20 protein-coding genes are annotated in these 26,120 nt (G+C 38.9%); 11 read left to right on the forward strand and 9 right to left on the reverse strand.

Features of this window, described 5'->3' with window-relative positions:
* Positions 1–445 precede the first annotated feature (445 nt).
* The gene (locus tag D8991_RS02795) at positions 446–3,373 is read right to left on the reverse strand and encodes a reprolysin-like metallopeptidase (protein WP_120488668.1); all 2,928 of its coding nucleotides are present in this window, start codon (positions 3,371–3,373) and stop codon (positions 446–448) included.
* Positions 3,374–3,557: 184 nt separating this feature from the next.
* Between D8991_RS02795 and D8991_RS02800 the strand changes: the two genes are divergently transcribed.
* Positions 3,558–4,157, forward strand: a complete 600-nt coding sequence (locus tag D8991_RS02800; RefSeq protein WP_120488669.1) for an HmuY family protein — start codon at positions 3,558–3,560, stop codon at positions 4,155–4,157.
* 17 nt (positions 4,158–4,174) lie between these two features.
* Entirely contained in the window at positions 4,175–4,876 is a 702-nt protein-coding gene (locus D8991_RS02805) for a hypothetical protein (RefSeq protein ID WP_120488670.1), read from the forward strand.
* Positions 4,877–5,045: 169 nt separating this feature from the next.
* Here the strand turns inward: D8991_RS02805 and yidC are convergent, their stop codons facing one another.
* The 3 genes from yidC to D8991_RS02820 form a co-directional block, all read right to left on the reverse strand.
* A complete protein-coding gene (gene yidC, locus D8991_RS02810) occupies positions 5,046–6,836 on the reverse strand; it encodes a membrane protein insertase YidC (RefSeq protein WP_120488671.1) in 1,791 nt (596 codons plus the stop codon).
* Positions 6,837–7,053: 217 nt separating this feature from the next.
* Positions 7,054–7,908 (reverse strand): nucleoside phosphorylase, encoded by an 855-nt coding sequence (locus D8991_RS02815; protein ID WP_120488672.1) that lies wholly within the window; start codon positions 7,906–7,908, stop codon positions 7,054–7,056.
* Positions 7,909–7,919: 11 nt separating this feature from the next.
* On the reverse strand, positions 7,920–8,498 hold the full coding sequence (locus D8991_RS02820; RefSeq protein WP_120488673.1) for a hypothetical protein: 579 nt from the start codon (positions 8,496–8,498) through the stop codon (positions 7,920–7,922).
* A 354-nt stretch (positions 8,499–8,852) separates the two neighbouring features.
* Between D8991_RS02820 and D8991_RS02825 the strand changes: the two genes are divergently transcribed.
* The 7 genes from D8991_RS02825 to D8991_RS02855 all read left to right on the forward strand — a co-directional run bounded on the left by D8991_RS02825 (position 8,853) and on the right by D8991_RS02855 (position 16,428).
* The gene (locus D8991_RS02825; RefSeq protein WP_120488674.1) at positions 8,853–9,860 is read left to right on the forward strand and encodes an NAD-dependent epimerase/dehydratase family protein; all 1,008 of its coding nucleotides are present in this window, start codon (positions 8,853–8,855) and stop codon (positions 9,858–9,860) included.
* Between the two features lie 88 nt (positions 9,861–9,948).
* Positions 9,949–11,709 carry an AMP-dependent synthetase/ligase gene (locus D8991_RS02830; protein ID WP_120488675.1) on the forward strand — a complete coding sequence of 587 codons (1,761 nt, stop codon included), beginning with the start codon at positions 9,949–9,951 and terminating at the stop codon, positions 11,707–11,709.
* A 12-nt stretch (positions 11,710–11,721) separates the two neighbouring features.
* Positions 11,722–12,735: a diphosphomevalonate/mevalonate 3,5-bisphosphate decarboxylase family protein gene (locus D8991_RS02835; protein WP_120488676.1), complete on the forward strand. Its 1,014-nt coding sequence runs from the start codon at positions 11,722–11,724 to the stop codon at positions 12,733–12,735.
* A gap of 127 nt (positions 12,736–12,862) precedes the next feature.
* On the forward strand, positions 12,863–13,474 hold the full coding sequence (recR, locus tag D8991_RS02840; RefSeq protein ID WP_120488677.1) for a recombination mediator RecR: 612 nt from the start codon (positions 12,863–12,865) through the stop codon (positions 13,472–13,474).
* 12 nt (positions 13,475–13,486) lie between these two features.
* Positions 13,487–14,284, forward strand: a complete 798-nt coding sequence (locus D8991_RS02845; RefSeq protein WP_120488678.1) for a glycosyltransferase family 2 protein — start codon at positions 13,487–13,489, stop codon at positions 14,282–14,284.
* An 11-nt stretch (positions 14,285–14,295) separates the two neighbouring features.
* A complete protein-coding gene (locus D8991_RS02850; protein ID WP_120488679.1) occupies positions 14,296–15,432 on the forward strand; it encodes an NAD-dependent epimerase/dehydratase family protein in 1,137 nt (378 codons plus the stop codon).
* A 6-nt stretch (positions 15,433–15,438) separates the two neighbouring features.
* Entirely contained in the window at positions 15,439–16,428 is a 990-nt protein-coding gene (locus D8991_RS02855; RefSeq protein WP_120488680.1) for a CgeB family protein, read from the forward strand.
* A gap of 690 nt (positions 16,429–17,118) precedes the next feature.
* On the opposite strand, the gene uvrA is transcribed toward D8991_RS02855, so the two are convergent.
* The 4 genes from uvrA to kbl all read right to left on the reverse strand — a co-directional run bounded on the left by uvrA (position 17,119) and on the right by kbl (position 23,924).
* Positions 17,119–19,956 (reverse strand): excinuclease ABC subunit UvrA, encoded by a 2,838-nt coding sequence (uvrA, locus tag D8991_RS02865; protein ID WP_120488682.1) that lies wholly within the window; start codon positions 19,954–19,956, stop codon positions 17,119–17,121.
* Between the two features lie 66 nt (positions 19,957–20,022).
* A complete protein-coding gene (locus tag D8991_RS02870) occupies positions 20,023–20,904 on the reverse strand; it encodes a hypothetical protein (RefSeq protein WP_160223758.1) in 882 nt (293 codons plus the stop codon).
* Between the two features lie 18 nt (positions 20,905–20,922).
* Positions 20,923–22,551, reverse strand: coding sequence for an acyl-CoA carboxylase subunit beta (locus D8991_RS02875; RefSeq protein WP_120488684.1), 1,629 nt, complete (start codon positions 22,549–22,551; stop codon positions 20,923–20,925).
* A 179-nt stretch (positions 22,552–22,730) separates the two neighbouring features.
* Positions 22,731–23,924, reverse strand: a complete 1,194-nt coding sequence (kbl, locus tag D8991_RS02880; RefSeq protein WP_120488685.1) for a glycine C-acetyltransferase — start codon at positions 23,922–23,924, stop codon at positions 22,731–22,733.
* 150 nt (positions 23,925–24,074) lie between these two features.
* On the opposite strand from kbl, the gene D8991_RS02885 reads away from it, so the two are divergent.
* Both D8991_RS02885 and D8991_RS02890 read left to right on the forward strand, forming a co-directional pair.
* On the forward strand, positions 24,075–24,671 hold the full coding sequence (locus D8991_RS02885) for a MotA/TolQ/ExbB proton channel family protein (RefSeq protein WP_120488686.1): 597 nt from the start codon (positions 24,075–24,077) through the stop codon (positions 24,669–24,671).
* On the forward strand, positions 24,671–25,012 hold the full coding sequence (locus D8991_RS02890; RefSeq protein WP_120488687.1) for a DUF2149 domain-containing protein: 342 nt from the start codon (positions 24,671–24,673) through the stop codon (positions 25,010–25,012). Before D8991_RS02885 ends, D8991_RS02890 begins: the two co-directional genes overlap by 1 nt.
* A gap of 138 nt (positions 25,013–25,150) precedes the next feature.
* Here the strand turns inward: D8991_RS02890 and D8991_RS02895 are convergent, their stop codons facing one another.
* Positions 25,151–25,909: a type III pantothenate kinase gene (locus D8991_RS02895; RefSeq protein WP_120488688.1), complete on the reverse strand. Its 759-nt coding sequence runs from the start codon at positions 25,907–25,909 to the stop codon at positions 25,151–25,153.
* Between the last annotated feature and the right edge of the window lie 211 nt (positions 25,910–26,120).

The raw sequence follows: 26,120 nt of genomic DNA on the forward strand, positions 1-26,120 counted from the left end.
AAATAGGCTACAAATGTAGCTGAATACCCCATTCTCCACAAAAAATTATAGTAAATTTAACCCTTTACACCTTGCAGGTGATACGATTCTTACTAAGAGCACCCCACTCAGTGGGAGTGGGGAGCACCCGTTAGCACGGGAGGCAATTACTTATAAGCCAAAAGCCAGTTGCAGCCACTTCGGGACCACCCTTTACCCCGTTCTGAGGTGGTTGCAGGCACTTCGGGACCACCCAACACCCACTTCCGAACCAGGTGAAACCTCAAAAATAGTGCAAACTTGATAATTTTAATAGGGTTTTATTAACAATAATGTAATATGCTAGCTTTTGGCTAATAGCTATTAGCTAATAGCCAGAAGCTAGTTGCTAAGCAAAAAGCACGGAGACTGAATCTCCGTGCTTTTTGTTTATAATTATAAAATAAGAGCCTCACCGGCTGCGGTGCTACGGCTTCTTAATAAACTTAAGTTTTTGGGAACTACCGTTGTCATTAACACTGATGATATAAACTCCCTGAGGAAGGCTTGTGATAGAGATTTTCGCATCTACTACTTTACCTTTTTGCACGAGATTACCAGCAGTGCTATAAATCTCGTAGGTAGCATTTGCTGATGCCTTAGAGAGGTTGAGGACATCGGTAGCAGGGTTAGGATACAGTACGATCTGATGAGCCTTAGCCTGTACATCATTTACTGCAAGATTCTCTTTAATGAATACGGAATAATCTTCCACTTCACCATAGTTGAACCCTGTCTCGCAACCACTCTTAGGTGTTTCGCCATATTTCAAGATTACGCGGAGCCTTACAGGCTTATCACCAGTATAGGCGTTATTAGGCACATCGAAGGTTCTGTATGCAGGGTTAGTTTTGCTTGGCGCTGAGGAGAGAATCTTCTCGCTGTCATCAAATATACCGTCTCTGTTGAAGTCTATCCAAGCGCTTACCCCTTCATTGTATTTGGTAGCTCTCCAGCCTTTGGTAACATCTATTCTGTTGTTTTCGCTACCTTTTTCTAATGTAATGTAGGCTTCTGGCTCTTCGGTAAAGTCAGAGTAAGGCTTACCTTGAGAATCGTTTGATACCTTAGTGCCTTGGTGGTTGGTTACGGTTACATTAATGATATGTCCATCGGCAGCGTTTTTAGATTCGCTTGGGCAGTATTCCAGTTTTTTCGTCTGGAATGTAGTTTCTGCATAAGTGCCCACTGTACCAGAGCACACGGATGCTACGCCTAATTCATACTCTACATTTTCTTCAAGGTTGGTAAGATGGTGGCTTGTGCTATTCACCTCTACTGTAGTCCAATCCGTATCAGAAGTTTTCTTGTATCTGAGGCTGTATTTATCTGCATTTACTACACCTTCCCAGCTTACAGTAGCTTCATTTATTGTAATATTTGAAGTATTGAGGTCTAATACTGGGGAGCCATCACATTCTACCGCTTTGCTAATGCTGAATTTTTTAACGGTATAGAAGATATTATCAATAGCAGAGATTCTTACATAAAGCACAGCATCATCTGCTAAGGTTTTGAAATCATATTTTTCTCCACCATCGTTTGGAGTAGATTCAGAGAGAACCGTCCAAGTATTTCCTCCATCTATGGAATAATCTACTTTTACATTGGCTACATTATAGGGAGCGGCTTCTGTTTTAGCGGTATCCCAAGTAATGTCTGTAATCGTATTATTAAATACCTTTTTATTGATAATGCTGAAAGGTCCGTCATTGGTTACGGTAACTTTCATTTTAGCAGTAGCCGTCTGTTGCTCTTGTACATTTGGGCTATTATCCCTTACCGTTACATTGAAATTAAGCTCTCTTGCAATGTTGGATACTGCCTCCCATTCTTGTTCATTAACGAGCTTGCCTTCCAATACGCTTGAAAGTTTAGGGAAATACCTTGTAGGATTGGTAGTAGGGGAAAGCGAGCGGAACTTAGGACCGTATTTATAATCTCCGACTACGGTCGTTACTGTTTGAGACATCGTATCTGCTTGCTCCCAAGTGTAGGTAAGTCTATCGTTATCCTCTGCGTCGGTTGCCTTTGCTGTTAGGACAAAAGGAGTCCCTTTCGGGATGGAATAATTCGTGAGAGGATCTATTACCGGTGGGGTATTGGTAATATTGGTAATAGTACCACAGGTTTGAGAGGTAATATAATTCTGAACCTGCTGAATACTCGCCCCATTGAAATAAGCATCTGAATGATCTTGAACATCCGCAGAAGTAATACCAGCATATCCCATAATCGTAGAGCCAGAGCCAGGCTCTACCTGTACAGGGGTACCTTCATAGCGGATAGCAAAAGTATGGTTTGCCCCAAGCTGGTGCCCCAGTTCGTGTGCTACGAAGTCAATATCAAAAGCATCTCCCTCTGGACCTCCTACATTTGGAGATGTATAGCCAGAGCCTTTGGATGATTTATCATTATTATCTTTTGGGTTTCGGCAGGCATTACCTATATCACCTGCATTACCGCCACCACCGCTTCGTCCAAAGAGGTGACCTACATCATAATTATCATTGCCTACTTCTTTGGTAAGGGTTCGCTGGAGCTGTAGATTCCAAGTACCTTTTGCTCCTATACTTGCATCATCATAAGGGTCGGTTTTAGGGTCAGTAAAGATAATCTGAGGGAGATCCTGTACGGTAAGGTGTACCGCAAAATCCTTTTCAAATACTCCATTTACACGGGTTATTGTTGCATTAATCGCAGCAGCTGCCTGTGGCACCCCTCCGAAGTACTGGGTATATTCACCTGTTACGGAAACGGCAAGTCTGTAGTTTCTGAATTTTCGGTCAGAGGTTCTGCTAAAATCGGTTACCGATTTAGAGAAATCGCGGTTGGATTCTAGCTTGTCAATATCGTAATGGTCGTGTGTAAGGCATTCAAATGCTTTCCCATCAGCTGTTTTCTTGGTTTTATAGAATACTCTGTATATGGACTGGGCTCTATCCGTAGGCTCGATGAACTGATACTTCCCATTTCTATAAAGCATAGATTGGAAGTCATTAGGCGCTACACTGAAACGAATATACGCTGAAGGGTCATCAATGCCCACTCCTGTATAGGACCCAAGCTGATATCTCTTAGCAAAAGATTCTTCAACCACTGGGAGGCTGTATACAGCAAACCTTTCAATCTTACCATCTATCGTTGGGACATTAATAATCGTAGGTGTGGAAGATTTCCCTGCCTGTTGCGCATTATTGAGTTCCTTTCTTATCTGGTTAATGTCCAGTTTGTAATATTTTACATCATCAGTGGAGCTTTTTTTTGTTTTTTCTGAGGCTGTAGTAGGCGTCCACTGTGCATTTGCACCTACCCAAGCAGCAATAATGAATAAGGATGTTATTACTTTTTTCATAAAAGCGTTATTTAAATTTAGTCGCGAAAGTAAATAATTATCTTGATATAATCCTCTTTTTATGATAAATATTAGGAGATGAAAATATAGAAGCTCCTGTTATTAAGTGTTAAAAATATACTCTATATTTTAAAAGTTAGATTAGTCTAATAATTTTTTATACTTTCGCAGAAAAATAATCATTATGTTAAAGAAAGTTTTTATTCCGATGGTGCTGGGAGCACTGTTTTTAGGTTCTTGCAAGCAAGATGACAGAGATGAACCCCAAGAATTGTCCGTAACTAAGGATATTCAGAAACTTAATGCCACTTCATATGATAAATGGGTATATTTTTCGTTTGGTAAAGGAGAAATCGTAGAGGTAGCCGATCCTGAAAATGACCTCAGCTGGGATATAGCCCTCCAAAGGTGGTATATAAAAACCAATAGCGGAACTTCCGGTAAGAAAGGTAAAGGCGGAGCTATTAATACCAAAGCTACCAATTGGAATCTGGTTTCTACCGCTCCAATTGGAAATTATAAAGTAGATCAGATAGGTACTTTAAAAGGCTGGGATGTTATAAATAATGTAGAAACCGAAAAAGAAGGTTCATTCTCTCAAGAAGCCTCTCTCTATGTAGACTATATAAGCGGGGGCAAGTATAAAGTGAGAAATGAGGTATATGTACTCAAAACAGCAAATGGAGGATATGCTAAAATTCAGTTCTACGACTATACTAATGAGAAATTAAAAGGGGGTTACCCAAGTTTCAGGTACAAGCTGAGTACCGATGGTAAGTTTTAAATTCAAATAATTATAAAATGAAAAAAGCAATTTTTACTTTTATCCTGTCCGTATTCGCTATTGGTGTGGTAAGTGCCCACGCAATCTGGTTAGAGACAAGCCCCAAAGGCAGTTTAGGAAGTACTCACGAAGTGAGATTATTCTTTGCAGAGCCCAATGAAACCGAAAAACCTGTGGCTACAGCAAACTGGTATTCGGACTTGAATGAAGCTCAAATCGTGCTGACTTCTCCTTCGGGTAAGAAGCAAGTCTTAACCAAAAAACAAGCTGAGTTCTACTACTCCACCGAGTTTAAAATAGAGGAAAACGGCATCTATACCCTTAGCGTAAATCATTTGGTAAAAAAGGTGTATAAGCGAATGAGAATCCGCTACCAGACCGTAGCCTTCGTAAGTACCTTAGATGAAGGTAAAGACATCGTTATCGGTGATAAAAAGTACTTCCAGATAGGGATTAATACCGCTTCGCAAGTGGGTACTCAGACTTACAAAGCCTTCTTCAAAAAGAAACCTTTTAAGAATGAGAAAATCGCCTTTGATTTCAGTGTAGATAATACAATGACCCTTGAAACCAATGCCAAAGGAGAGGTAACCATTACTCCAAACTCACCTAAAAAGTATATCGTAAATCTCGCAAGAAAAACCGATAACAAAGGGAAGCACCACGGCACAAAACACCTATGGGACTACGAATGGCTTACTTATTATTGTGGGCAGTAGTTGGCTATTAGCTAATGGATTTTATTTAATAGTCCATACTTACTTTATACCTTAGAATTAATAACCATATATCATATTTTTACTTGTTACAGCTCCATCAAAATGGAGTACAATTACTAAAAAAGCACGGAGAATTAAATCTTCCGTGCTTCTTATATTTGCTTGCTACTTAGCGCTTATTGTTTCGTTTTTGTTCTTGTAATCTTTGTTGTTCCTGAGCTTTTTCCATCATTTCGCGCATTTTCTTTTGGAATTTACCTTCTTTTTTAGGCTTGGCTTTGTTTTCTTGAATTTGTGTGTGTATTTTTTTCTCATCGAGAATCCAGTATTTGATAACGAGAATAATGATGATGTTGATGGCATTAGATACGAAATAGTACCACGAAAGCCCTGATGCTGCGGAGTTGAGGAAGAAAAAGAAGGTTACGGGGAAGATGTACATCATCACTTTCATATTTGGCATACCTTCTTGTGTTGGTTGCTGCATTTGCCCTGCTGTCATCGTCGTATAGATGAGGATAACCGCTGTACAGGCAATGGCGAAGATGCTGATGTGGTCCCAGCCGAGAAACGGAATCGTAAATGGGAGTTTCAGCACATCATCGTAGGCAGTGAGGTCTTTTGCAAACCAGAAACTCTTACCCCTTAGCTCGATGAAGTTGGGGAAGAACCTGAAAAGCGCATAGAAAATCGGGATTTGAAGCAAGCCAGGGATACAGCCTGCGAGCTGATTAACCCCTGCTCTTCGGTAGACATTCATTATTTCCTGCTGCTTTTTCATTGGGTCGGCATCCTTATACTTGGCATTTACCTCGTCTATTTCTGGGCGGATGACGCGCATCATCGCTGAGAGTTTGTGCTGTTTGAAGGTGATGGGGGAGAGGATGAGCTTTACAACGATGGTAATGATGAAAATAACCCAGCCAGCGGAGACACCCCAATTGGAGATAAAATTGTATACTGGGATAAAGAACAGCCTATTGACTCCTCCGATGAATGCCCAGCCGAGAGGGAGGATTTCATCGAAGTTTTTGTCGTAGGATTTCAGTAAATCCAAATCCAGTGGGAGGAAGTACCAGCTAAAATCCTGATTGAGCTCACCGCCAGAAAGCTGTACCTGCCCAGAATACTGGAATTTTTTGAGGATATCCCCTTTTTCTATAATGTCCTGATGCCCCTGAGATTTCGTGAAACCATTTTTCGCCTCAATAACCGAAGCAAAGAACTGCTGTTTTACTCCAATCCAGTTCAGGGTTTCATCCTCCTCAGAGAGCTCGGTTCTACCGTCGTAGTCATAGTCCTTATAATTATTAAATGCGTACGAAAACTCGGAGTGAGACTGCTCCTGTGAGCGCCCTTTTTCCTGTTTTCTTACCTTATAATCCCATACAAAAGCTGCATTGTCAGCCTTTATAATATTGGAAAGTCCCTGCGTCTTTACCCTGAAATCTACTTTATATTTCGGGAGTAGGGTATAGATAAACTGTATCGCTGCACCACCAGTATTTGCCGTAAGGATGAGCTCGTTGCCTTTAACCTGTGGGCTAAAAATTAAATCTTTTGTGCTGATGATTTTCCCGTTGCCGTCCTTAAACTCAAAGCCATAAGATGCCGAATGCTCTGCAATAAGGTTGAGCGGGAGGTCGGTATTATCGGTTTTTGTATTGTAAGCCTTGTATTCTGGCAGCTCTACTTTGGTTAGAAGTCCGCCTTGAGTAGAAAATTCAAGGTTGAGCTCCTTATTGCTAAGATTAATGCGCTCTACCTTTGCTGTGCTATCGGTTGGGAGGTTCAGATGAGCAGATTCTTGCTGCTGAGTTTGAGTAATAGTTTTGTTTTTTGCTTCATTTTCTGCATTTATTTGTCTGTTTTGGAAGTAAAACATCCCTCCAATCAAGATGACAGAGAAAATGATAAAGTTGATGAGCTGGTTTTTGTCAAATCCTTTGTTTTGTTGCATCGTAATTAATATTAAAATATCCTTCTGACCCTACGAAAGTCTTCCCTCTGTAAAATCAGGCGGACAAAAATACAGTTTTTTTACCAAACCTGCTGACATCACTACTTTATAGGTTATGGTATCAAGTGAGCGGGTATTAATGGACTATTTTTATAAAGAAAAAAAGATGAGACTGCTGCCTCATCTTTAAATTATTATAATGAAAGGGTTTTTGTATTTATGGAATTAAGCGCTCGAGAACCCATTCTATGGTCATTCTTTCGGAATTGTGGTGGTCTGGGGAGAACTCTCCTCGTCGTCTGTTGGCTATCACACAATTTACGGTAAGCGCTTTATGCCCCAAGAGTTTTGAAAGCCCATATATTGCGGAAGTTTCCATTTCAAAGTTGCTTACGCCGAGGTCATTCAGGGTTTCGAGGAATTTATCATCTACGGCTTTCAGCCTTAGTTGCCTGCCTTGTGGAGCGTAGAAACCAGGGAAAGTTGCCGTATTCCCGTGATACTTAGCATCGGCATAGTAAGAGGAGATGTCTTCTGCCCAATCTGAGAAGTAGAGCATAGGTTTTATTCGCTCGTAAGGGAATTTTTCGAGGAAATTTTTGGAAAATTCATTCTCAAACTGATAGTCTGAGTAGAAATGAAGGAGACCATCGAGCCCCACTACATTTTGGGTAACGAGCATATTGTCTACCTGTATGTCTGGGTTTACACTTCCGCAAGTCCCCAGTCTGAACAGCTGAAGTGCTTTATGTGTATCCTTAAACTCCTTATTCTTAAGGTCTATATTCACTAATGCATCGAGCTCATTCATCACAATATCGATATTCTCAGTACCGATACCTGTGGACATTACGGTGATTCTCTCTCCTCGGAGTACGCCCGTATGGGTGTAGAATTCTCGCTTGTTTTTCTTGACCTCAATTTTGTCAAAGTACTTGGATACTCTGGCTACTCGGTCTGGGTCGCCTACTAAAATGATTTTTTCGGCAATTTCTTCTGGATGCAAATTGAGATGGTAAACGCTTCCGTCTTCATTTAGAACTAACTCGGAAGCAGCAAGTTTTTTTAACATAATATTTAGTTTTACTTTATTTTAATGAATGTACCTATATTGAGGAACAGCAAGAGGAGCCCCATTGTAACCCAGAAGGCATTATTCATATTCTCAGCTTTGTAGGACTCTATATATTCTTTAGCGGTCTCGGCAAGGCTATCGTCCTCAATAGTGTAATTATTAATGCTGATGACTTGGTCAATATTGATATTCGGCACCGATTGCTTTGAGAAATAGGCAATATTTTTCCCTATATAGCCTACGATCCAGTATTCGCTGGAATTTTTCATCATAAGGTTGTCCAGTCTGTAATGGTCTGTACGGATATTTCCAAAATGCTCGGTAGTATAGAGCGAATCTCCTTCCTTCTTATCAGGCGTGATAATATAAAAATCCAATGGCTGAGGGAGCTCATTGATAATTTGCAGGGATAAAGAATTTTGCAAAAGCCTGTCGATACTTTTTTCTATAAACCAGTAAGTGAATAAACTCACTCCTAAGGCAATACTGAAAATACGAAAGACCGTAGTCCATTTTTTTAATATTCCAGAGCGGATGAGATTAAGAAATAATGAAAAAGATAATATTACAATAAGTATATACAACATAAATCCTGCAAATAGGAAAGCAAATTTAATAAATATTTTTGGGATAATGCTACTGCTATGGTATGTATTCCGTAAAGAATAATCTTGTTATAATCACAAAAAACTCCTTTCTTTTAGAGAGAAGTATCTTTTCATTAATAAAACTAAAACTCTAAGCTAAAGAATCCTTAATAAAGTTTAGTATATAAATGGTTATTTCAAAAATTAGCTGTACCATAGTATTTACTTTTTGTTGTAATTACAGGCAAATATAAGTTTTTATTTGTAAAAAAGGCTGATTTTTTTGTAGAAAAAAACAATTATCCTAGTATTTTCTGGTTTAGATGTTAGAGAGTCTTTTCGTACTTTTGCCTTATGATTTTAGTAACAGGCGCTACGGGCATTTTAGGTAGGGTAATTGTACTTCAACTCCTTAAAAAAGGGAGAAAAGTAAGGGCTACAAAACGCCCTGAAAGTAATCTAGATGAGGTGAAACACTCCTTCCGCTTCTATACAGACACCCCCGAAGAATATTTTAATACAATAGACTGGGTAGATATCGATTTTGATGATATAGACTCAATTTCTACCGCACTACACGGAGTAGAAGAGGTCTACCACTGTGCTGGAAAGGTAAGTTTTAACCCCTCTGAAAAGAAGGGAATCTATCATACCAATATTTCGGGGACTAAAAACCTGCTCTACGCCTGTGAGGATTTTCAGATTAAAAAGTTTCTTTTCATCAGTTCTATTGCGGTATTAGATGGGCTTAATGAGCAGGGCTACTTGGATGAAGAATCTGATTTTAATCCTAAAATAGCGCATTCTGCCTATGCAAAATCCAAGCACTTCGCAGAAATGGAAGTATGGCGCGCAAGTGCAGAGGGACTGAATACCATTATTCTAAACCCAGGTGTGATAATTGGCAGTGGGAACTGGGGACGAAGTAGTGCTTTGCTTTTCAAAACTTCTAAATATACATTCTCTGGCGGCACAGCCTTCGTAGATGTGAGAGATGTAGCCCAAATTGCCGTTCAATTAATGGATGAAAATGCCTTTGGAGAGCGCTTTGTCATCGTTTCAGAGAATAAATCCTATGAGGAAGTAGGAAACCAAATACGGCAGAGATTAGGACTGGGGAAAACGAAAATCCTTTCCGATAAACTCCTTAATGCAGCGAGATTTTTAAATGTTTTTGGCTTTATTTTCCCAAGATTAAAGCTGATGAATAAGGCAAATATCAATGCCGTTACCTCAAATATTAACATCACCAATCAAAAGATAAGAAGAAGATTAAATTTTGATTTTATCCCTGTAAAAGAGAGTATAGACTTCCACTTAGAAAACTATTTAGCAGATCAAAGTTTTAAAACTTCAAAATAAATCCGTATTGTTGCAAGTCTAAATTATGCAATACATAAATTAGAATGCGCAAAAACAGAATTTTAATTTAATCATTTACCGAAAATAAATGAATCTTACTGAATTCTTGAACGCTAATGTTCAAAAATTTCCACTAAATCCTGCCATTGGATTTAAAAAGAAAGATGAATGGAAGTCCATCAATTGGAAGCAGTTCCGTACACTGGTTTTTAAAACGGCAAACGCTTTAAAAAACGCAGGTATTTCCCCTGGTGACAAAGTTGCGATTTATTCCGATAACTCTGCGGAGTGGATTACCTTTGACCTTGCTGTAATGGCTCTCGGAGCGGTTACCATTCCCATCTATGCAACCAATAATACCGAGCAAACTCAGTATATCATTAATGATGCAGAGGTAAAAATCATCCTTGCAGGAGCGCAAGAGCATTATGATGTCTGTTATAATTTACTTCCGAACTGCCCTACGCTTCGTCAGATTATCGTTGCTAAAAAATTGGTTTGGATTAAGAAAGAATACAGCCAATACCTCGAAGATTTTATCTTAGATGCAGATGAAACCCTTGATATCATCCCGAGAACTGATGATGACTTAGCTACGATTATTTATACTTCTGGAACTACAGGTACTCCCAAAGGCGTAATGCTTACTCACGGCAATTTGACCAAAGCCTTTGATGCCCATATGAAGTATTTCAAGTTTAAAAACTTTGAAAGAGAGCATTCGCTGGCATTCTTGCCCTTAAGCCATGTCTTCGAGAGAAGTTGGACGCTTCTCGTTCTCTCGTTTGGTGCAAAAGTTAGCTTTTTAGAAAACCCAAAGCTCATTGCTCATACACTTCCAGAGGTGAAGCCTACAATGATGTGCGTAGTCCCAAGATTCTATCAAAAAATTTATAACGGAATTAATGAGCTGGTCGTTTCTGGTTCTCCGTTGAAGAAAAAGATATTTTTTTGGTCTATGTCTGTCGGTAGCCGTGTAGCTGAGCTTAAAAGATTGCAAAAGTCCGTTCCTTTCAGCTTAAAGTTAAAGAATGTTTTGGCAAATACGCTGGTTTTCGGCAAGATTAAAAACAAACTCGGTGGCAAACTATGGTTTTCCCCTTGTGGTGGAGCCTCTCTTGATGCGGAAATCTCCAAATTCTTTGATGCTATGGGCTTGCATATTACCGTGGGCTATGGTATGACTGAAACTACGGCAACAGTAACCTGCTTCCCTTTTACTCAATACGAGCACGGCAGTGCTGGCGAGCCTATGGAATGCCAAGTAAAGATAGGAGAGAATAATGAAATCCTTGTAAAAGGTACAGGCGTAATGAAAGGCTATTACAAACAGCCAGAGGAAACAGCCAAAGTATTTACTGAAGATGGATGGCTCCGTACGGGGGATGCTGGTTATATTTCCGAGACAGGAAACCTTTATATCACCGATAGAATTAAGGATTTAATGAAAACTTCCAACGGTAAATATATTGCTCCACAGCCTATTGAGAATCTCCTTTGCAAGAATAATCTTATCGCTCAAGTGATGCTGATAGCGGAGGGTAAACCATTCGTTACTGCGATTATTAGCCCTAATTTTGAGGCATTAGAGCAATACGCTCAGAAGCAAAATATCACTTATAAAAACCATAAAGAGCTTGTAGAGAATGAGAAAATCAGAAATCTGTATACTCAGATTATTACCGATTTACAAAAAGACCTCAATGGCTATGAAAAGGTGAAGAAATTTACCCTAATGCCTTATGAATTTGATATAGAATCGGGAGAAATTACTCCTACTCTTAAAATCAAGCGAAATATTGTTACTCATAAATATGCTGAACTTATTGATCAGATGTACCAGCATTAATATTTATTGGATATGACTTATACCAGTGTTCAGACTTGCCCTTCAAATATCGCTCTCATCAAGTATTGGGGGAAATATGATAACCAAATCCCAGCAAATCCCAGTATTAGCTATACCCTCAATCATTGTAAGACCATTACAGAGATGCAATTTATACAGGGGGAGGTGTTCTCCGTTCAAACTTTTCTTTCTGGAAAGGAAGAACCGCTTTTTGCCGATAAAATTGAGAAATATTTTAAGAAAATTGAGGTTTATTTGCCTTGGGTTTTAAGTGGCAAGTTTGTTATTAACACAGAAAACACTTTTCCACACAGCTCTGGAATTGCAAGTTCGGCATCTGGTTTTGGAGCCATCGCTAAATGCTTGGTAGATATAGATACTCAGCTTCAGCCTAATCAAGAAAACACCCTTCAAAAAGCCTCTTTATTGGCTCGCTTGGGCAGTGGAAGTGCTTGCCGAAGCCTTTATAATGGTTTAGTGGTTTGGGGGCAGACCGAAGCCGTAGAAAACAGCTCAGACGAGTATGCTATTCCCTATCCTAATGAAGATATTCACCCTGTTTTTAAGGATTTTAATGATTGGGTACTCCTCATCCACGAAGGGCAGAAGTCCGTTTCTTCCACACTCGGTCATAGCCTTATGAATACCAATCCTTATGCAGAAAGGCGATTCCAAGAGGCGAGGGATAACTTTTTTACTCTAAAAAATATCCTGAAAACAGGAGATTTAGAAGGTTTTATCAAGTTAGTAGAGCACGAAGCTCTTACGCTACACGCAATGATGATGATGAGTGAGCCTGCTTTCATCCTGATGAAAACCTCTACTTTGGAAGTCATCAATAAAATCTGGGCTTTTCGTAAAGAAACCTCCTTATCTCTGTTCTTTACCCTTGATGCAGGCGCCAATGTCCATCTCCTTTTCCCTTCTGGAGGGGTAGGAGAGCAAGCCATCATAAGTTTTATAGAAAAAGAGCTAATGCCTCACACTCAGAATGGTGGAGTAGTAAAAGATTTTATGAAATTCTAAAAGATTTCTCTTATACAATAGCATATTTCACTAAATCTATACCTTAAATCTTTGTTGGGAAGCAAAGATTTTTTTTATCAATCTTTTTAATAGAATGCTCTTTTGAGTAAATCCCTATCTTTGCCGAATGGAATACCCAAGTAAAGTCCTTTCTAAAGCCGTTGAAGAGATTTCTGGGCTACCAGGAATAGGAAAAAAATCCGCTCTAAGGCTTGCTCTATACCTTTTGAGACAAAATGAAACCCAGGCTTTAGCTCTCGCTGATTCATTAAAAAAACTTGTTCAGGAAATTAACTATTGTACCGACTGTTACAACTTCTCAGACGATGAAAAATGCAGCATTTGTGCGAGTAATAGTCGCAATCCCGAACTTATCTGCGTTGTAGAAGATGTAAGGGATGTAATGGCAATAGAAAATACAGGCAAATACACAGGCAAATATCTCGTTTTGGGTGGTAAAATCTCTCCCATAGAGGGTATCGGTCCTAATCAGCTCCATATTTCTGCTCTTAAAAACAAATTAGAAGAAGGCACGGTAAAAGAAGTTATTTTTGCCCTTAGTGCAACGATGGAAGGAGACACTACAGCCTATTATATCTACAAAAAAATGAAGCATTTCCCTGTGATTTTTTCCAGTATTGCACGGGGAATTTCCGTAGGGGACGAGTTAGAGTACGCCGATGAAGCTTCTCTCGGCCGCTCGATTATCAACCGCTCTCCTTACAACGAAAAAAGCTAAAATCCTACCCCTATGCTTTCCGTTATCATCCCTTTATACAACGCTCAAAGCAGTATTATTCGTGCTTTAAACTCAATTAAAGCTCAAAATTTTGATAATAGCTTAGAAATCATCATCATTAATGACGGCTCTACCGATAATAGTCAGTTGTTGGTAGAACATTTTATCCACTCCCATCCAGAGCTTGATATCCATCTTATTAATCAGGAGAATAAAGGGGTTTCTTCCGCCAGAAATGCAGGCTTAAAGCACTCCAAAGGCAGCTATATCGCCCTCCTTGATGCAGACGATGAGTGGCTCCCCCACAAAACAGAAACCCAGCTCAATTATTTACTTCATCATCAGGAAATTGATTTCCTAGCTACCCGTTTTAATGATAAAAAACTCCTTTTCCCCTACGCTACTCGTAAAAATCTCTGCAAAGTCACATTTAGAAAGCTCCTTTTTCGTAATGAAATCCAGCCTTCTACCGTTATTTTCAAGAGAGAGATTCTCAATAGCATTGGTTACTTCTGTGAAAATCAAAACTACGCTGAAGATGTCAATTATTGGCTAAAAATCTCTGAAAAACATCACTTATTTATCTTCAATCAGAGCTTGGTTATCGCAGGTCAAGGCAAAAGAACATTCGGTGTATCAGGTTTATCTGCCAACCTCCCCGAAATGGCAAAAGGATACAGAAAAAACCTCAAAGAAATGTACCTAATGAAGCGAATATCCTTCATAGAACTCATTATTTACCGCATTTTTTACAGGTTAAAATACATTTTTCTTCGCTTCCGCACTTTTTATCATAAATTTGGCAGGTAATTTTTCTCAAAATGCTAAAAATTCTCATTACAGGAGGTGCAGGTTTTATCGGTAGCAACCTTTCGCTCGAGCTTATAGATAAAGGGCACAAAGTTACGGTGTTAGACAACCTTTCCCCACAAATTCACAGCACTCATCCCTTAGAAAATTCGCCTCTTTACAGGAGTATTCACAATAAAGTCCATTTTATTCACGGCGATGTAACCAATATATCCGATTGGGAACGAGCAATTAAAGACCAAGAAGTCATTGTTCACCTCGCTGCTGAAACAGGCACTGGTCAATCAATGTATCAAGTGAATAAATACACCGAAGTCAATGTCCTTGGCACCTCTAAAATGCTTGATGTACTGATAAATAACTCTTCTCATAGCATTAAGAAGGTCATTCTCGCCTCTTCTCGAGCCCTCTACGGCGAAGGCAAGTACCTTCACCCCGAAATCGACATCGTTTATCCTACTCAAAGACGAGTTGAAGATATGAAAAAAGGTGATTTTGAGGTGAAATACAATGATGATCAACTGCTCACTCCTCTTCCCACCGATGAGAGCTCCAAAACGCACCCGATTTCCCTCTACGGCATCACAAAACACACACAAGAGCAGATGATTATGACACTCTGTGCCGCAATCGGCATCCCCGCCGTATCATTAAGGTACCAAAATGTATATGGCGAAGGACAGTCTCTCTTAAACCCCTACACAGGCATATTATCCATCTTCTCTGCACAGATTCTCAATGGAAACGACATAAATATCTTTGAAGACGGCAAAGAATCCCGCGATTTCATCCATATCAGCGATGTCGTCGATGCCACCATCAAAGCCATTGAGAAAACTGAAGCCAATAACCATATTTTTAATGTCGGTACAGGCATTAATACAAATATTATCACTGTTGCTAATGAATTGATACGCAATTATAATAGAACTACCAATGCCAAAATCTCTGGTCTCTTCCGAATAGGCGATATTCGCCATAATTTCGCCGATATTACCAAAATAAAAAACCTCCTTTCCTTCCAGCCTAAGGTCAATTTCAAAGAAGGAATACAAAAATTCACCCAATGGGTTCTCAATCAAAGCATAAAAGATGTGAAATTCAAAGAATCAATTGAAGAAATGAAGAAAAAAGGTCTCCTTAAATAAAAGAATATGAATCTAAAAGGTAAAAAAATCCTCTTTCTCTCAGTCAGTTTCTTTCAATATGAAAAGAAAATCGCCCAGCGCCTCACAGATTTCGGTGCTGAGGTAATTTTCTTCGATGAGCGACCCTCAAATACCCTCATTGAGAAGGGAATTATTAGGCTCAACAAGTCTTTTATCCAGCACAAAATCAATAAATACTATCATTCCATACTAAAAAATATCACCAATCAACATTTTGATTATTTCCTCCTAATAAAAGGCGAAGCTGTTCCCGATTTTTTTCTTAAAGAACTGATTAATAGCCATCCTCATACTAAAAAAATCTACTATTCCTTCGATTCTTTCAGCGAATATCCTCACCTCAAAGCCCATCTTCCCTATTTTGATGAAGCCTTCAGCTTTGACCCTCACGATGCTAAAGAACTACACCTCCATTTCCTCCCTCTCTTCTTTATTCCTGATTATAATGCGCAAGAAACCAGTCAAAAAAAGGAGTTTGACCTCGTTTTCATCGGCTCCGCACACACCGATCGCTATATCGTAGGCGAAAAAGTCAGAAAAGTCACCGAAAAAATCCACCTCAACACCTTTTTCTATTACTATGCAATGAATAAATGGGTCTTCAAGCTCAAAAAACTCTTCGATCCTCATCTCAAATACTTTGATTCCTCAAAAATCAGCTTTCATAAACTCTCTCATCAGCAGATTTACAGCTATTATCGCCGTTCTATCGCCGTTTTAGACATCAATAAACCCTTCCAAAAAGGGCTTACAATGCGTACCTTCGAAGCTCTCGCCTCTGGAAATAAACTCATCACTACAAATCCTGATATTCAGCAGTATAATTTCTACACTCCACAGAACATCCTCATTATTGATAGAGAAAACCCCGAGATTCCACTCTCATTTTTCCAAACTCCCTTCGTTCCTCTCCCTCCCAAGCTCCTCAATACCCTCTCCCTTGACCATTGGCTCAAAACTCTCTTCTCTGCATAGCTCCCCTCCCTCAAAATTCTTTCCTCTCCTCCTTAAATAGAGAAAATACTCCTCATAAATAAGACCATTTTCCTTAAAATTTCCTCTCCTTGTACCCAAAACCCTCTCCATCTTTCTCTAAAATCTCTTCTTTTTTATCAAAAATTCAATATTCAATCTCAAAACTTCCTCTCTCCCCACCTAAATTCCTTCACTTTTTATCAAAAAACCAATACTCAACACGAAAAAATGCACACTCAATCAGTAAAAAACCTTACTCATTATCAAAAATTCAATACTCAATAGGTAAAAAGCATTACTCAACTACAAAAAAAACTTACTCCTTGCAAAAAAATCAATACTCCAATCAAAAAACTGAATATTTGCATAAAAAAAGGCATTTTTCACTATAAAAAATGCCTCAAAACGAGCAAAAATTCAATACTCAACTTGGAGAATTGAATACTCAACCAGTAAAAAGATTTACTCAACTATGAAATTTCAATACTCCTACCTAAAACATTAAAAATTTCATAAAATTAAGTACTATTTACACCACTATTCCCTCCATTTTCATTAAAATACGCTAGGGTAGGGGAGCAGAAAACAGTATTTCCCTATTTCTCCCCCTAAAATCAAATAAAAAAGGGGTCTCTGATCCCTCTACACCCCTAAAGTTAAATAGAAAAAGGAGGCAATGCCTCCCTTTGATTACAATTCCCTTTTCAAAAAGCTCCCTGTAACCGAGTTTTTATTTTCGCTTACTTCTTCGGGAGTCCCTTTTGCTACGATTATCCCGCCATTCTTCCCACCTTCTGGGCCAATATCAATGAGATAGTCTGCAAGTTTTATCACATCAAGGTTATGCTCTATAATAATAAAGCTATTCCCTAAATCCACAAGCTTATTAATCGATTCCATCAGGATTTTTACATCTTCAAAATGCAAACCTGTCGTAGGTTCATCCAAGATATAGAGGGTATTACCTGTTTGTTTTTTAGAAAGTTCGGTAGCGAGCTTTATTCTTTGTGCCTCACCCCCAGAAAGCGTCGTAGATTGCTGCCCAAGACTGATATAGCCGAGCCCAACCTCCTGCAATGTCTTCACTTTATTATAAATCTTCGGTATAGGCTGGAAGAATTCCACTGCTTCATCTATCGTCATCTCAAGAACATCCGAAATAGACTTCCCTTTATACCTCACTTCCAGTGTTTCTCTGTTAAATCGCTTCCCGTGGCAGGTCTCGCAATGCACAAAAACATCAGGAAGGAAGTTCATTTCAATAACTTTCAGCCCACCACCTTGGCAGGTCTCGCATCTTCCTCCTTTTATATTAAAAGAGAACCTCCCAGGCTTGTAACCACGGATTTTACTCTCTGGAAGTGCCGCAAATAGCGTCCGAATATCCGAAAATACCCCCGTATAAGTCGCAGGATTCGAGCGAGGAGTCCTACCAATCGGCGTTTGATCCACATCCACTATCTTATCAATATTCTCCAAGCCCTCAATAGACTTATAGGGCAGCGGTTCTTGTATCGCACGATAAAAATGCTTGTTCAGAATAGGGTAGAGCGTCCCATTAATCAGCGAAGACTTCCCACTTCCCGATATACCACTCACTACCACCAGCTTTCCAAGGGGTATTTCCACATCTATATCTTTCAAATTGTGCCCACTTGCCCCTTTCAGTATCAAGGATTTTCCATTCCCCAGCCTTCTCTCCTTAGGAATCTCAATTTTCCTCTTCCCATTGATGTAATCAGCCGTAATCGTCTCTGCATTCACCAAATCTTTTGGCGAACCTTGCCAAAGTACCTCTCCACCAAGCTTCCCAGCCCTCGGACCGATGTCTAATACCTCATCAGCTTCCATAATCATCTCCTTATCATGCTCCACTACGAGTACAGAATTGCCTATATCCCTTAGATTTTTAAGCGATTTAATCAATCTTTCATTGTCCCGCTGGTGAAGACCAATAGATGGCTCATCCAAAATATAAAGTACATTCACAAGCTGAGAACCTATCTGCGTAGCAAGACGAATTCGCTGAGATTCTCCCCCCGAAAGCGTGCGAGAGCTTCGGTTCAGGCTCAGATAATCAAGCCCTACATCCAATAAAAACTGCAATCGCCCTCGTATCTCCTTCAATATCTCGTGAGCAATTACTTTATTCTTCTCAGAAAAGGTGTCCTCCACTTCATTTAGCCATTCCATCAGCTCAGAAAGGCTTAGCGAGGCCACTTCTGCTATATTCTTCTCATCAATTTTAAAGCTCAGGCTTTCAGGTTTTAGCCTCGCCCCCTTACACTCTGGGCAAATCTCCTCCGTCGTATAATGCCTCTCCAAAAGTGTAGCATCATACGATTCTTTTTGCCCTATCATCTCCTCAATAATGGCGATAAGCCCCTCAAAATTAATCCGAATCTTCTTTGAAATCCCAGCATGCTTCAGCTCTCGGATTTCCTCTTTGTGTATCCCGTTATAAATCGCATCCAAAGCCTCAGGAACTATCTCTTCAAATGGCGTAGAAAGCTCCTGACCAAAAAGCTCCAATATATTTTTAATCTGAGAAACTATCCATTTATTAGATTTAATGTCTTCAAGTGGTAGCAATGCTCCCGCATTAATAGAAATTTTGGGGTTTTCAACAAAAAATGCAGGGTTTACCCTCTTTATCGTTCCTAAACCCTTGCAGTGTGGGCAACTTCCCTTTGGTGAGTTAAAAGAAAAAGTATTCGGCTCTGGCAGTGCTACGGACTGTCCTGTATCATCATCCATCAGGTTTTTAGAAAAGTATTCAATATTCTCTTTTCCCATTTTCTGTATTCCGATAATGCCATCCCCAAGTTCCAAGGCTGTTTCTAATGACTTTTCCATTCGACCCTCGGTGCTTGTCTCGCCTATCATCCATTTATCAATAATGATGTCTATATCGTGGGTCTTGTATCTATCAAGTTTTAGGTCATATTCTATATCTATAATTTCTCCATCTACTCGGGCTTGAGAGTAGCCTTTTTTTGCCATTTGTACAAAAAGTTCATGATAATGCCCTTTTCTTGACCTTATGACTGGAGCCATCAGGTATACCTTTTGGTCTTGATAATTATTTTTAATAGTAGTGAGAATTTGCTCCTTAGTATAGCTTATTAGCTTTTTACCAGTGGTGAGAGAATATGCATCGGATACTCTAGCGAAGAGCAGTCGTAAAAAGTCGTACAGTTCGGTTACCGTTCCCACCGTTGAGCGAGGGTTTTTGTTCGTTGTCTTCTGTTCTATGGCAATTACAGGCGATAGACCTTCTATTTTATCCACATCAGGGCGCTCCAAGCCCCCCAAAAACTGCCGTGCATATGCCGAGAAAGTCTCTATATACCTCCTTTGCCCCTCTGCGAAGATTGTATCAAATGCCAGCGAGGATTTCCCACTTCCTGAGAGGCCTGTAATCACCACCAGCTGATTTCTCGGGATTTTTACATCTATATTTTTCAGGTTATGCTCCCTCGCACCGTATATTTCTATATATTCTTTAGCTTCTTCCTGCTTTTTCATCTTGCAAAAATAGACAAAAACTCCAGCTTTATGCTGGAGTTTTATTATATCCTGTTGGTTTAAGTCTTAAATCGCTTCCTTAGTATATTCTTTTGTATATTCTTTCAAACATTTCTTAGATTGTACTTTCAGTTTCACTGTTTTTACCCTCATTGTGGTTTTATTTGCTGGGAACTGCGGTACTTTCTCTTTTGAAGTTCTTGTTTCTCCGTTATAATAGCTCACTTCCCAGGTATAAGCATAATTATTCATCGTTGAACTTGGGAAGAATGCAAGAATATCATCAGAAACTCTTACTTCTTTAAAGTCTTTTATACTAATATCACAGTCTATTTCCTCCTGATTTATATTAGATGCTGTGTAAGTCTTTGTATATTCCTTTAAACAGGTTCTGGAGGTTACTCTTAGCTTCACTGTTTTCAGCCTCATAGAGGTTTTGTTAAATGGAAACTGTGGTACCTTTTCTACTGAAGTCATTGTCTCTCCCGATAAGTACTCTATCGTCCAATAATATCTGTAATTATCATCATTTAAATCTGGAAAAAATGCTATTGCATCATCAGACATTATTACATCTCTCACTTCTCTTATGTTGATATCACAATCCGAAGAATTACTCATAACTGGAGCTGAACCTCCAGAATAAGAGATATTAACAGGGAAAGTACATCTCACACTTCCTTCTATTGTAGGCACATCTACACTCAAAACGCCGGAGCCAACCCCAGTTCCTTTTACGGTAACAGTCTTTTGGTTCTCGTTGTTCATTATAACGAGGTTGTTGTCCAAATTTCTCCACTCATAGCAGTTCGAGCATCTGGAATCTACATCTACTGTGTATTGTGCTACTTCATTAATAGTGATATTCGGTTTACCAATAATTTTACACTGTGCAAATGCTAAGGTATTCACTACAAACAATGATAAAAATAATAATTTCTTTTTCATCTTTAATCTATTTTTTAGTTAAACTTGAATAATTCCTAAATTAAATTTTTCCTGTATCGGTGCGTTATTAGCCATTTCTATACCAATAGAGATCCATTTCCTCGTTTCCGAAGGATTTATGATAGCATCCGTCCAAAGTCTCGCTGCTGAATATACAGCTTCTGTTTGTTTCTGATATTTTACTGAAATATTTTTAAGTATTTGATTATGCTCCTTCTCAGAAATCTCTTTTCCTTTTGATTTTAATGCTGATTCCTGTATCTGAGCTAAAACTTTTGCTGCCTGAGTTCCTCCCATCACCGCTAATTCTGCCCACGGCCAAGAAACAATAAGCCTTGGGTCGTATGCCTTTCCACACATTGCATAATTCCCTGCACCGTACGAGTTTCCTGTAATAATGGTAAACTTAGGAACCACCGAATTGGCAACGGCACTCACCATCTTTGCTCCATCTTTTATAATCCCTCCTTGTTCAGACTTAGAACCAACCATAAAGCCCGTTACATCCTGTAAAAAGACCAATGGAATCTTTCTCTGGTTACAGTTCGCAATAAAACGAGCGGCTTTATCTGCAGAATCTGAGTAGATCACTCCACCAAACTGCATTTCTCCCTTCCCATTCTTTACAATCATCCTCTGGTTGGCCACAATCCCTACGCTCCAGCCATCAATTCGTGCATAAGCACAGATAATCGTCTTTCCATAATCGGGTTTATATTCTTCAAATTCAGAATTATCTACAAGGCATTTAATGATTTCATAAGTATCATACTGCTCTGCTCTACTTGTGGGCATAATACCTAAAATATCATCAGGACTGCGTTTTGGCTCTGCTGAGCTAATGCGGTTAAATCCTGCATTTTCTTGCTCACCAATCGATTTCATCAGTTTCTTAATCCTGTCTAATGCATCTTTATCATCTTTTGCTTTGTAGTCGGTAACGCCAGATATAGAGCAGTGCATAGTTGCTCCTCCAAGGGTTTCATTATCTACATTCTCCCCGATAGCAGCTTTTACTAAGTAGCTTCCTGCAAGAAAAATAGATGCGGTTTTATCTACAATTATAGCTTCATCGCTCATAATAGGGAGGTAAGCTCCTCCCGCTACGCAACTCCCCATAATCGCAGAAATCTGAACAATTCCCATAGCACTCATTTTGGCATTATTCCTGAAAATCCTCCCAAAATGCTCCTTATCAGGGAATATCTCATCCTGCATAGGGAGATAAACCCCTGCAGAATCCACAAGATAGATGATAGGTAATCGGTTTTCCATCGCAATCTCTTGTGCTCTAAGATTCTTTTTCCCTGTAATAGGAAACCAAGCACCAGCTTTCACTGAAGCATCATTGGCAACGATGACACATTGCCTCCCAGAGACACAACCAATCACTACTACTACGCCTCCTGAGGGGCAGCCGCCATCCTCAGCATACATTTCATAGCCAGCCAATGCTCCAATCTCTATAGACTGCGAATTTTTATCCAGAAGATAGTCTATACGCTCTCTTGCGGTCATTTTTCCTTGTTGGCGGAGCTTTTCAAGGCGTTTTTCTCCACCTCCCAGCTTTACCTGTGAGAGAATTGTACCGACTTCCGATAGTTTTAAACGATTAATGTCTTCTCTTTTATTAAATTCCAAACTCATAGTAAGGAGTTTCTTATTGAATTAGTATTTTTGACCCAACAAATATAATTATAATATCTTAATTAAGGTTCCTTACCCTGAAACACTCATAATATACAGTACTTTTTGTTGAATTATAAATAAAAACTCAGCAAGTCTCATAGAAAAACTCACTGAGCATTATCTTTTCATTGATGATTTTAAATGATATTAAGCTCTTTACCTACTTTTTCAAAGGCATTAATCGCTTTATCCAAATGTTCTCTGGTATGTGCAGCAGAAAGCTGAACTCTTATCCTCGCTTTACCTTTTGGAACTACAGGGTAGAAGAAGCCAATAACATAAATCCCTTCATCCATAAGTTTTTCCGCCATTTTCTGGGAGAGTTGTGCATCATAAAGCATCACTGGGACTATTGCTGCATCTCCATCAGGGATATCAAAACCTTTCTCCTTCATTTTTGTACGGAAGTATGCTGCATTTTCCATTACTTTATCCCTTAGAGAAGTATTTTTAGAGATAATATCAAGGACCTTAATCGTTGCACCTACAATACCTGGAGCTAAAGAGTTGGAAAACAAGTACGGTCTTGAGCGCTGTCTTAGCATATCTATAATTTCCTTCTTGCCAGAGGTGAAACCACCTAATGCACCACCAAGTGCTTTGCCAAGAGTAGAGGTAATGATATCTACACGCCCCATAACCTCATTTGCTTCGTGAGTGCCACGCCCAGTTTTTCCTATAAATCCCGTTGCGTGAGAGTCATCCACCATTACAAGAGCATTATATTTCTCTGCAAGGTCACAAACTCCTTTTAAATTTGCTACGATACCATCCATTGAAAATACCCCATCTGTAACAATAATTTTAAACCTGTGATTTTTCTCGGAAGCGAGCTTTAATTGAGCTTCCAAATCCTCCATATTATTGTTTTTGTATCGGTATCTTGCTGCTTTGCACAGCCTAACTCCATCAATAATAGATGCGTGGTTCAGCTCATCGGAAATAATCGCATCTTCATCGGTGAAAAGAGGCTCAAAAACTCCTCCATTAGCATCAAAACAAGCCGCATAGAGTATGGTGTCCTCTGTTCCCAGAAAGTTTGATATCTTTTCTTCCAACTGTTTATGAATATCTTGAGTACCGCAGATAAATCTCACCGAAGACATCCCATAGCCGTGAGTATTCATCATTTCCTGAGAGGCTTTTACTACCTCTGGATGGTTGGCAAGCCCAAGGTAATTATTTGCACAGAAGTTTAGAAGTCTTTTTCCATTGGCAACAATCTCTGCAGACTGTGAAGAAGTGATTATCCTTTCATTTTTATACAAACCTTCATCTTTTATATTCTGAAGTTCTGATTTTAAATGATTAATAAATTTCTCTGAAATCATTTTTTGTACATTTTTAGATGCGTGCTAAGGTAAAAAAAAAGTGATTTATGGCAAAATAATGCACTTAATATTCATTTTTTTGAATAAAATCTATTAAAAGTAAATACAAATAATTATTTTTGCCAATCATTAAATAAAAAACTATAATAAGTGGATACAATTTCTAAAGTACTTTTCTGGGTAGCAAACAGTTTGCTCATTCCCGATGTTATTATCTTGCTCATTCTCTTTGGTAGATCTCTTCTTCTCATCGGTAGCTTTTACAATCGTTTTATTACAAAGTATAAGAATGATAAACAGCTTGAAGTTGCTATTAGAGCACTTAATTCTGACAATATTTCAGAGCTTAAAACCTTCCTTCCAAAGAAAGATAATTCCTTATATATAAAGTATCTTAGGGATTTGCTTACTCACTCACCAAGTGAGGCTTATTCAGACTTTATGATTTCCAATTTTGAAAATGAAGCCGACAAAGATATCTCCACTTCCAAGCTATTGGCAAAGGTGGGACCTGTTTTAGGACTTATCGGTACGCTCATTGCGATGAGTCCAGCGCTTACAGGGCTTTCCTCAGGAGATATTTCGGGTATGGCGTATAATATGCAGGTTGTTTTTGCAACTACTGTTGTAGGTCTGGTTGTTAGTTTGGTTGGTATCGTTACTTTACAGTTTAAACAAAGATGGTATGCCAAAGAGACCAGCAATTTAGACTATATCGCTCAGATTTTAAACCAAAAAACAAAGTAATGAGTAGAAAAAAGCGCAGAGTACCTGCTTTCAGGCAGGAAGAAGATACTGACCCACTAAGTGTGGTGGTCAATTTATTTGATGTAGCAATGGTCTTTGCCGTAGCGCTGATGGTCGCAATGGTAATGAATATGAATATGCAGGAGTTTTTCTCTGGTGAAGATTTTACTGTTGTAAAGAACCCAGGAAAAGACAATATGGAGATTATCAGTAAAGAAGGTAAGAAGATTAATAAATATACTCCAAGTGAGGATAAGACCAATAAATCTAATAACAGAGGTAAAAAGGTGGGTGTAGCCTATGAACTTGAAAACGGGGAGATTATTTATGTTCCTGAATAATCAACAAGCAAAGAAAAAATAGATTTTCATATTTGTGATTTAGGGGTTATATAGGCGTTCAGCACCCAAAGGGTGCTGAACGCCATTTTTCCTATACAAAATAGAACTCTAAATACTTATAACCCTTCTCCTTCTTCATTATTTTCCTCTCCCCAAGTAGTAAAGTCCTTTTAGTGTGTGCAGTCTATCACTAATATTAATCCTGTCGGTAAGAGGTGTATAAATATGAGCTACACCACCTGTTGCAATCACAAAACATCGGTCATTTACTTCGCTATTGATTCGTGAAATAAAGCCTTCAACCATACCAAGATAGCCATATATCATCCCACTTTGCATACAAGTTACCGTATCAAGTCCTAAAACCGACTGAGGTTGCACCAATTCTATTTCAGGGAGCTGTGCTGTCTGCCTAATCAGGCTATTGAGCGCTGTAATAATCCCAGGTGCTATAATTACTCCAAGCGTTTCCCCATTTTCATCTATACAGCTGGCAGTAAGTGCTGTACCAAAGTCAAGAATAATCTTCTTTCTATCAGGGTAAAGGCAATGGGCTGCAACAAGATTGGCATAAATATCCGTTCCCATCTGTTTAGACTTAGGAATTACCTCAGATTTTGTATTTCTATCCACAATTGTCGGTGATTTTTGGTGGATTTTCTGTATTGCAACTTCTACAACTTTAGTAAGTTGCGGCACTACCGAACCAATAATAATCCGCTCTATATTTTTCACCTCAATTGCATAGGTTTGGTAGAGCATTAGTATGCTCATATAGAGTTCATCGGTTGTTTTATACGGTTTTGTATTCAAAACCCACGAAATTTCACACTTTTCATCGTTAAACAACCCAAATCTAATATTCGTATTTCCAATATTAATAATAATCGACTGCATATTTATTTCTTTTACTTATTGAAATCAAGCAAAATCTTTAAAACAAAAAGAGAGTAATTAAAGGTGGGTAGATTAGCAATCCAACACACAGCACATTAATTACTCTTTTCGCTTGCAAATATAGATAGAATATCAAAAATATCCTAAAAAGGATTGTTACAAAATATAGATATTAGGGAATATATTTGAATTCAATTATTTATAATTATGA

The sequence above is a fragment of the Bergeyella cardium genome, from assembly GCF_003614945.1.
GTDB classification, from domain to species: domain Bacteria; phylum Bacteroidota; class Bacteroidia; order Flavobacteriales; family Weeksellaceae; genus Bergeyella_A; species Bergeyella_A cardium.

Coding starts and splice junctions, on each gene's coding strand:
- uvrA (WP_120488682.1), bottom strand. CDS start 19,956: ATGAAAAAGCAGGAAGAAGCTAAAGAATATATAGAAATATACGGTGCG.
- D8991_RS02855 (WP_120488680.1), top strand. CDS start 15,439: ATGAATCTAAAAGGTAAAAAAATCCTCTTTCTCTCAGTCAGTTTCTTT.
- D8991_RS02870 (WP_160223758.1), bottom strand. CDS start 20,904: ATGAAAAAGAAATTATTATTTTTATCATTGTTTGTAGTGAATACCTTA.
- recR (WP_120488677.1), top strand. CDS start 12,863: ATGGAATACCCAAGTAAAGTCCTTTCTAAAGCCGTTGAAGAGATTTCT.
- D8991_RS02890 (WP_120488687.1), top strand. CDS start 24,671: ATGAGTAGAAAAAAGCGCAGAGTACCTGCTTTCAGGCAGGAAGAAGAT.
- D8991_RS02805 (WP_120488670.1), top strand. CDS start 4,175: ATGAAAAAAGCAATTTTTACTTTTATCCTGTCCGTATTCGCTATTGGT.
- D8991_RS02815 (WP_120488672.1), bottom strand. CDS start 7,908: ATGTTAAAAAAACTTGCTGCTTCCGAGTTAGTTCTAAATGAAGACGGA.
- yidC (WP_120488671.1), bottom strand. CDS start 6,836: ATGCAACAAAACAAAGGATTTGACAAAAACCAGCTCATCAACTTTATC.
- D8991_RS02835 (WP_120488676.1), top strand. CDS start 11,722: ATGACTTATACCAGTGTTCAGACTTGCCCTTCAAATATCGCTCTCATC.
- D8991_RS02850 (WP_120488679.1), top strand. CDS start 14,296: ATGCTAAAAATTCTCATTACAGGAGGTGCAGGTTTTATCGGTAGCAAC.
- D8991_RS02845 (WP_120488678.1), top strand. CDS start 13,487: ATGCTTTCCGTTATCATCCCTTTATACAACGCTCAAAGCAGTATTATT.
- D8991_RS02825 (WP_120488674.1), top strand. CDS start 8,853: ATGATTTTAGTAACAGGCGCTACGGGCATTTTAGGTAGGGTAATTGTA.
- D8991_RS02875 (WP_120488684.1), bottom strand. CDS start 22,551: ATGAGTTTGGAATTTAATAAAAGAGAAGACATTAATCGTTTAAAACTA.
- D8991_RS02820 (WP_120488673.1), bottom strand. CDS start 8,498: ATGTTGTATATACTTATTGTAATATTATCTTTTTCATTATTTCTTAAT.
- kbl (WP_120488685.1), bottom strand. CDS start 23,924: ATGATTTCAGAGAAATTTATTAATCATTTAAAATCAGAACTTCAGAAT.
- D8991_RS02800 (WP_120488669.1), top strand. CDS start 3,558: ATGTTAAAGAAAGTTTTTATTCCGATGGTGCTGGGAGCACTGTTTTTA.
- D8991_RS02795 (WP_120488668.1), bottom strand. CDS start 3,373: ATGAAAAAAGTAATAACATCCTTATTCATTATTGCTGCTTGGGTAGGT.
- D8991_RS02830 (WP_120488675.1), top strand. CDS start 9,949: ATGAATCTTACTGAATTCTTGAACGCTAATGTTCAAAAATTTCCACTA.
- D8991_RS02895 (WP_120488688.1), bottom strand. CDS start 25,909: ATGCAGTCGATTATTATTAATATTGGAAATACGAATATTAGATTTGGG.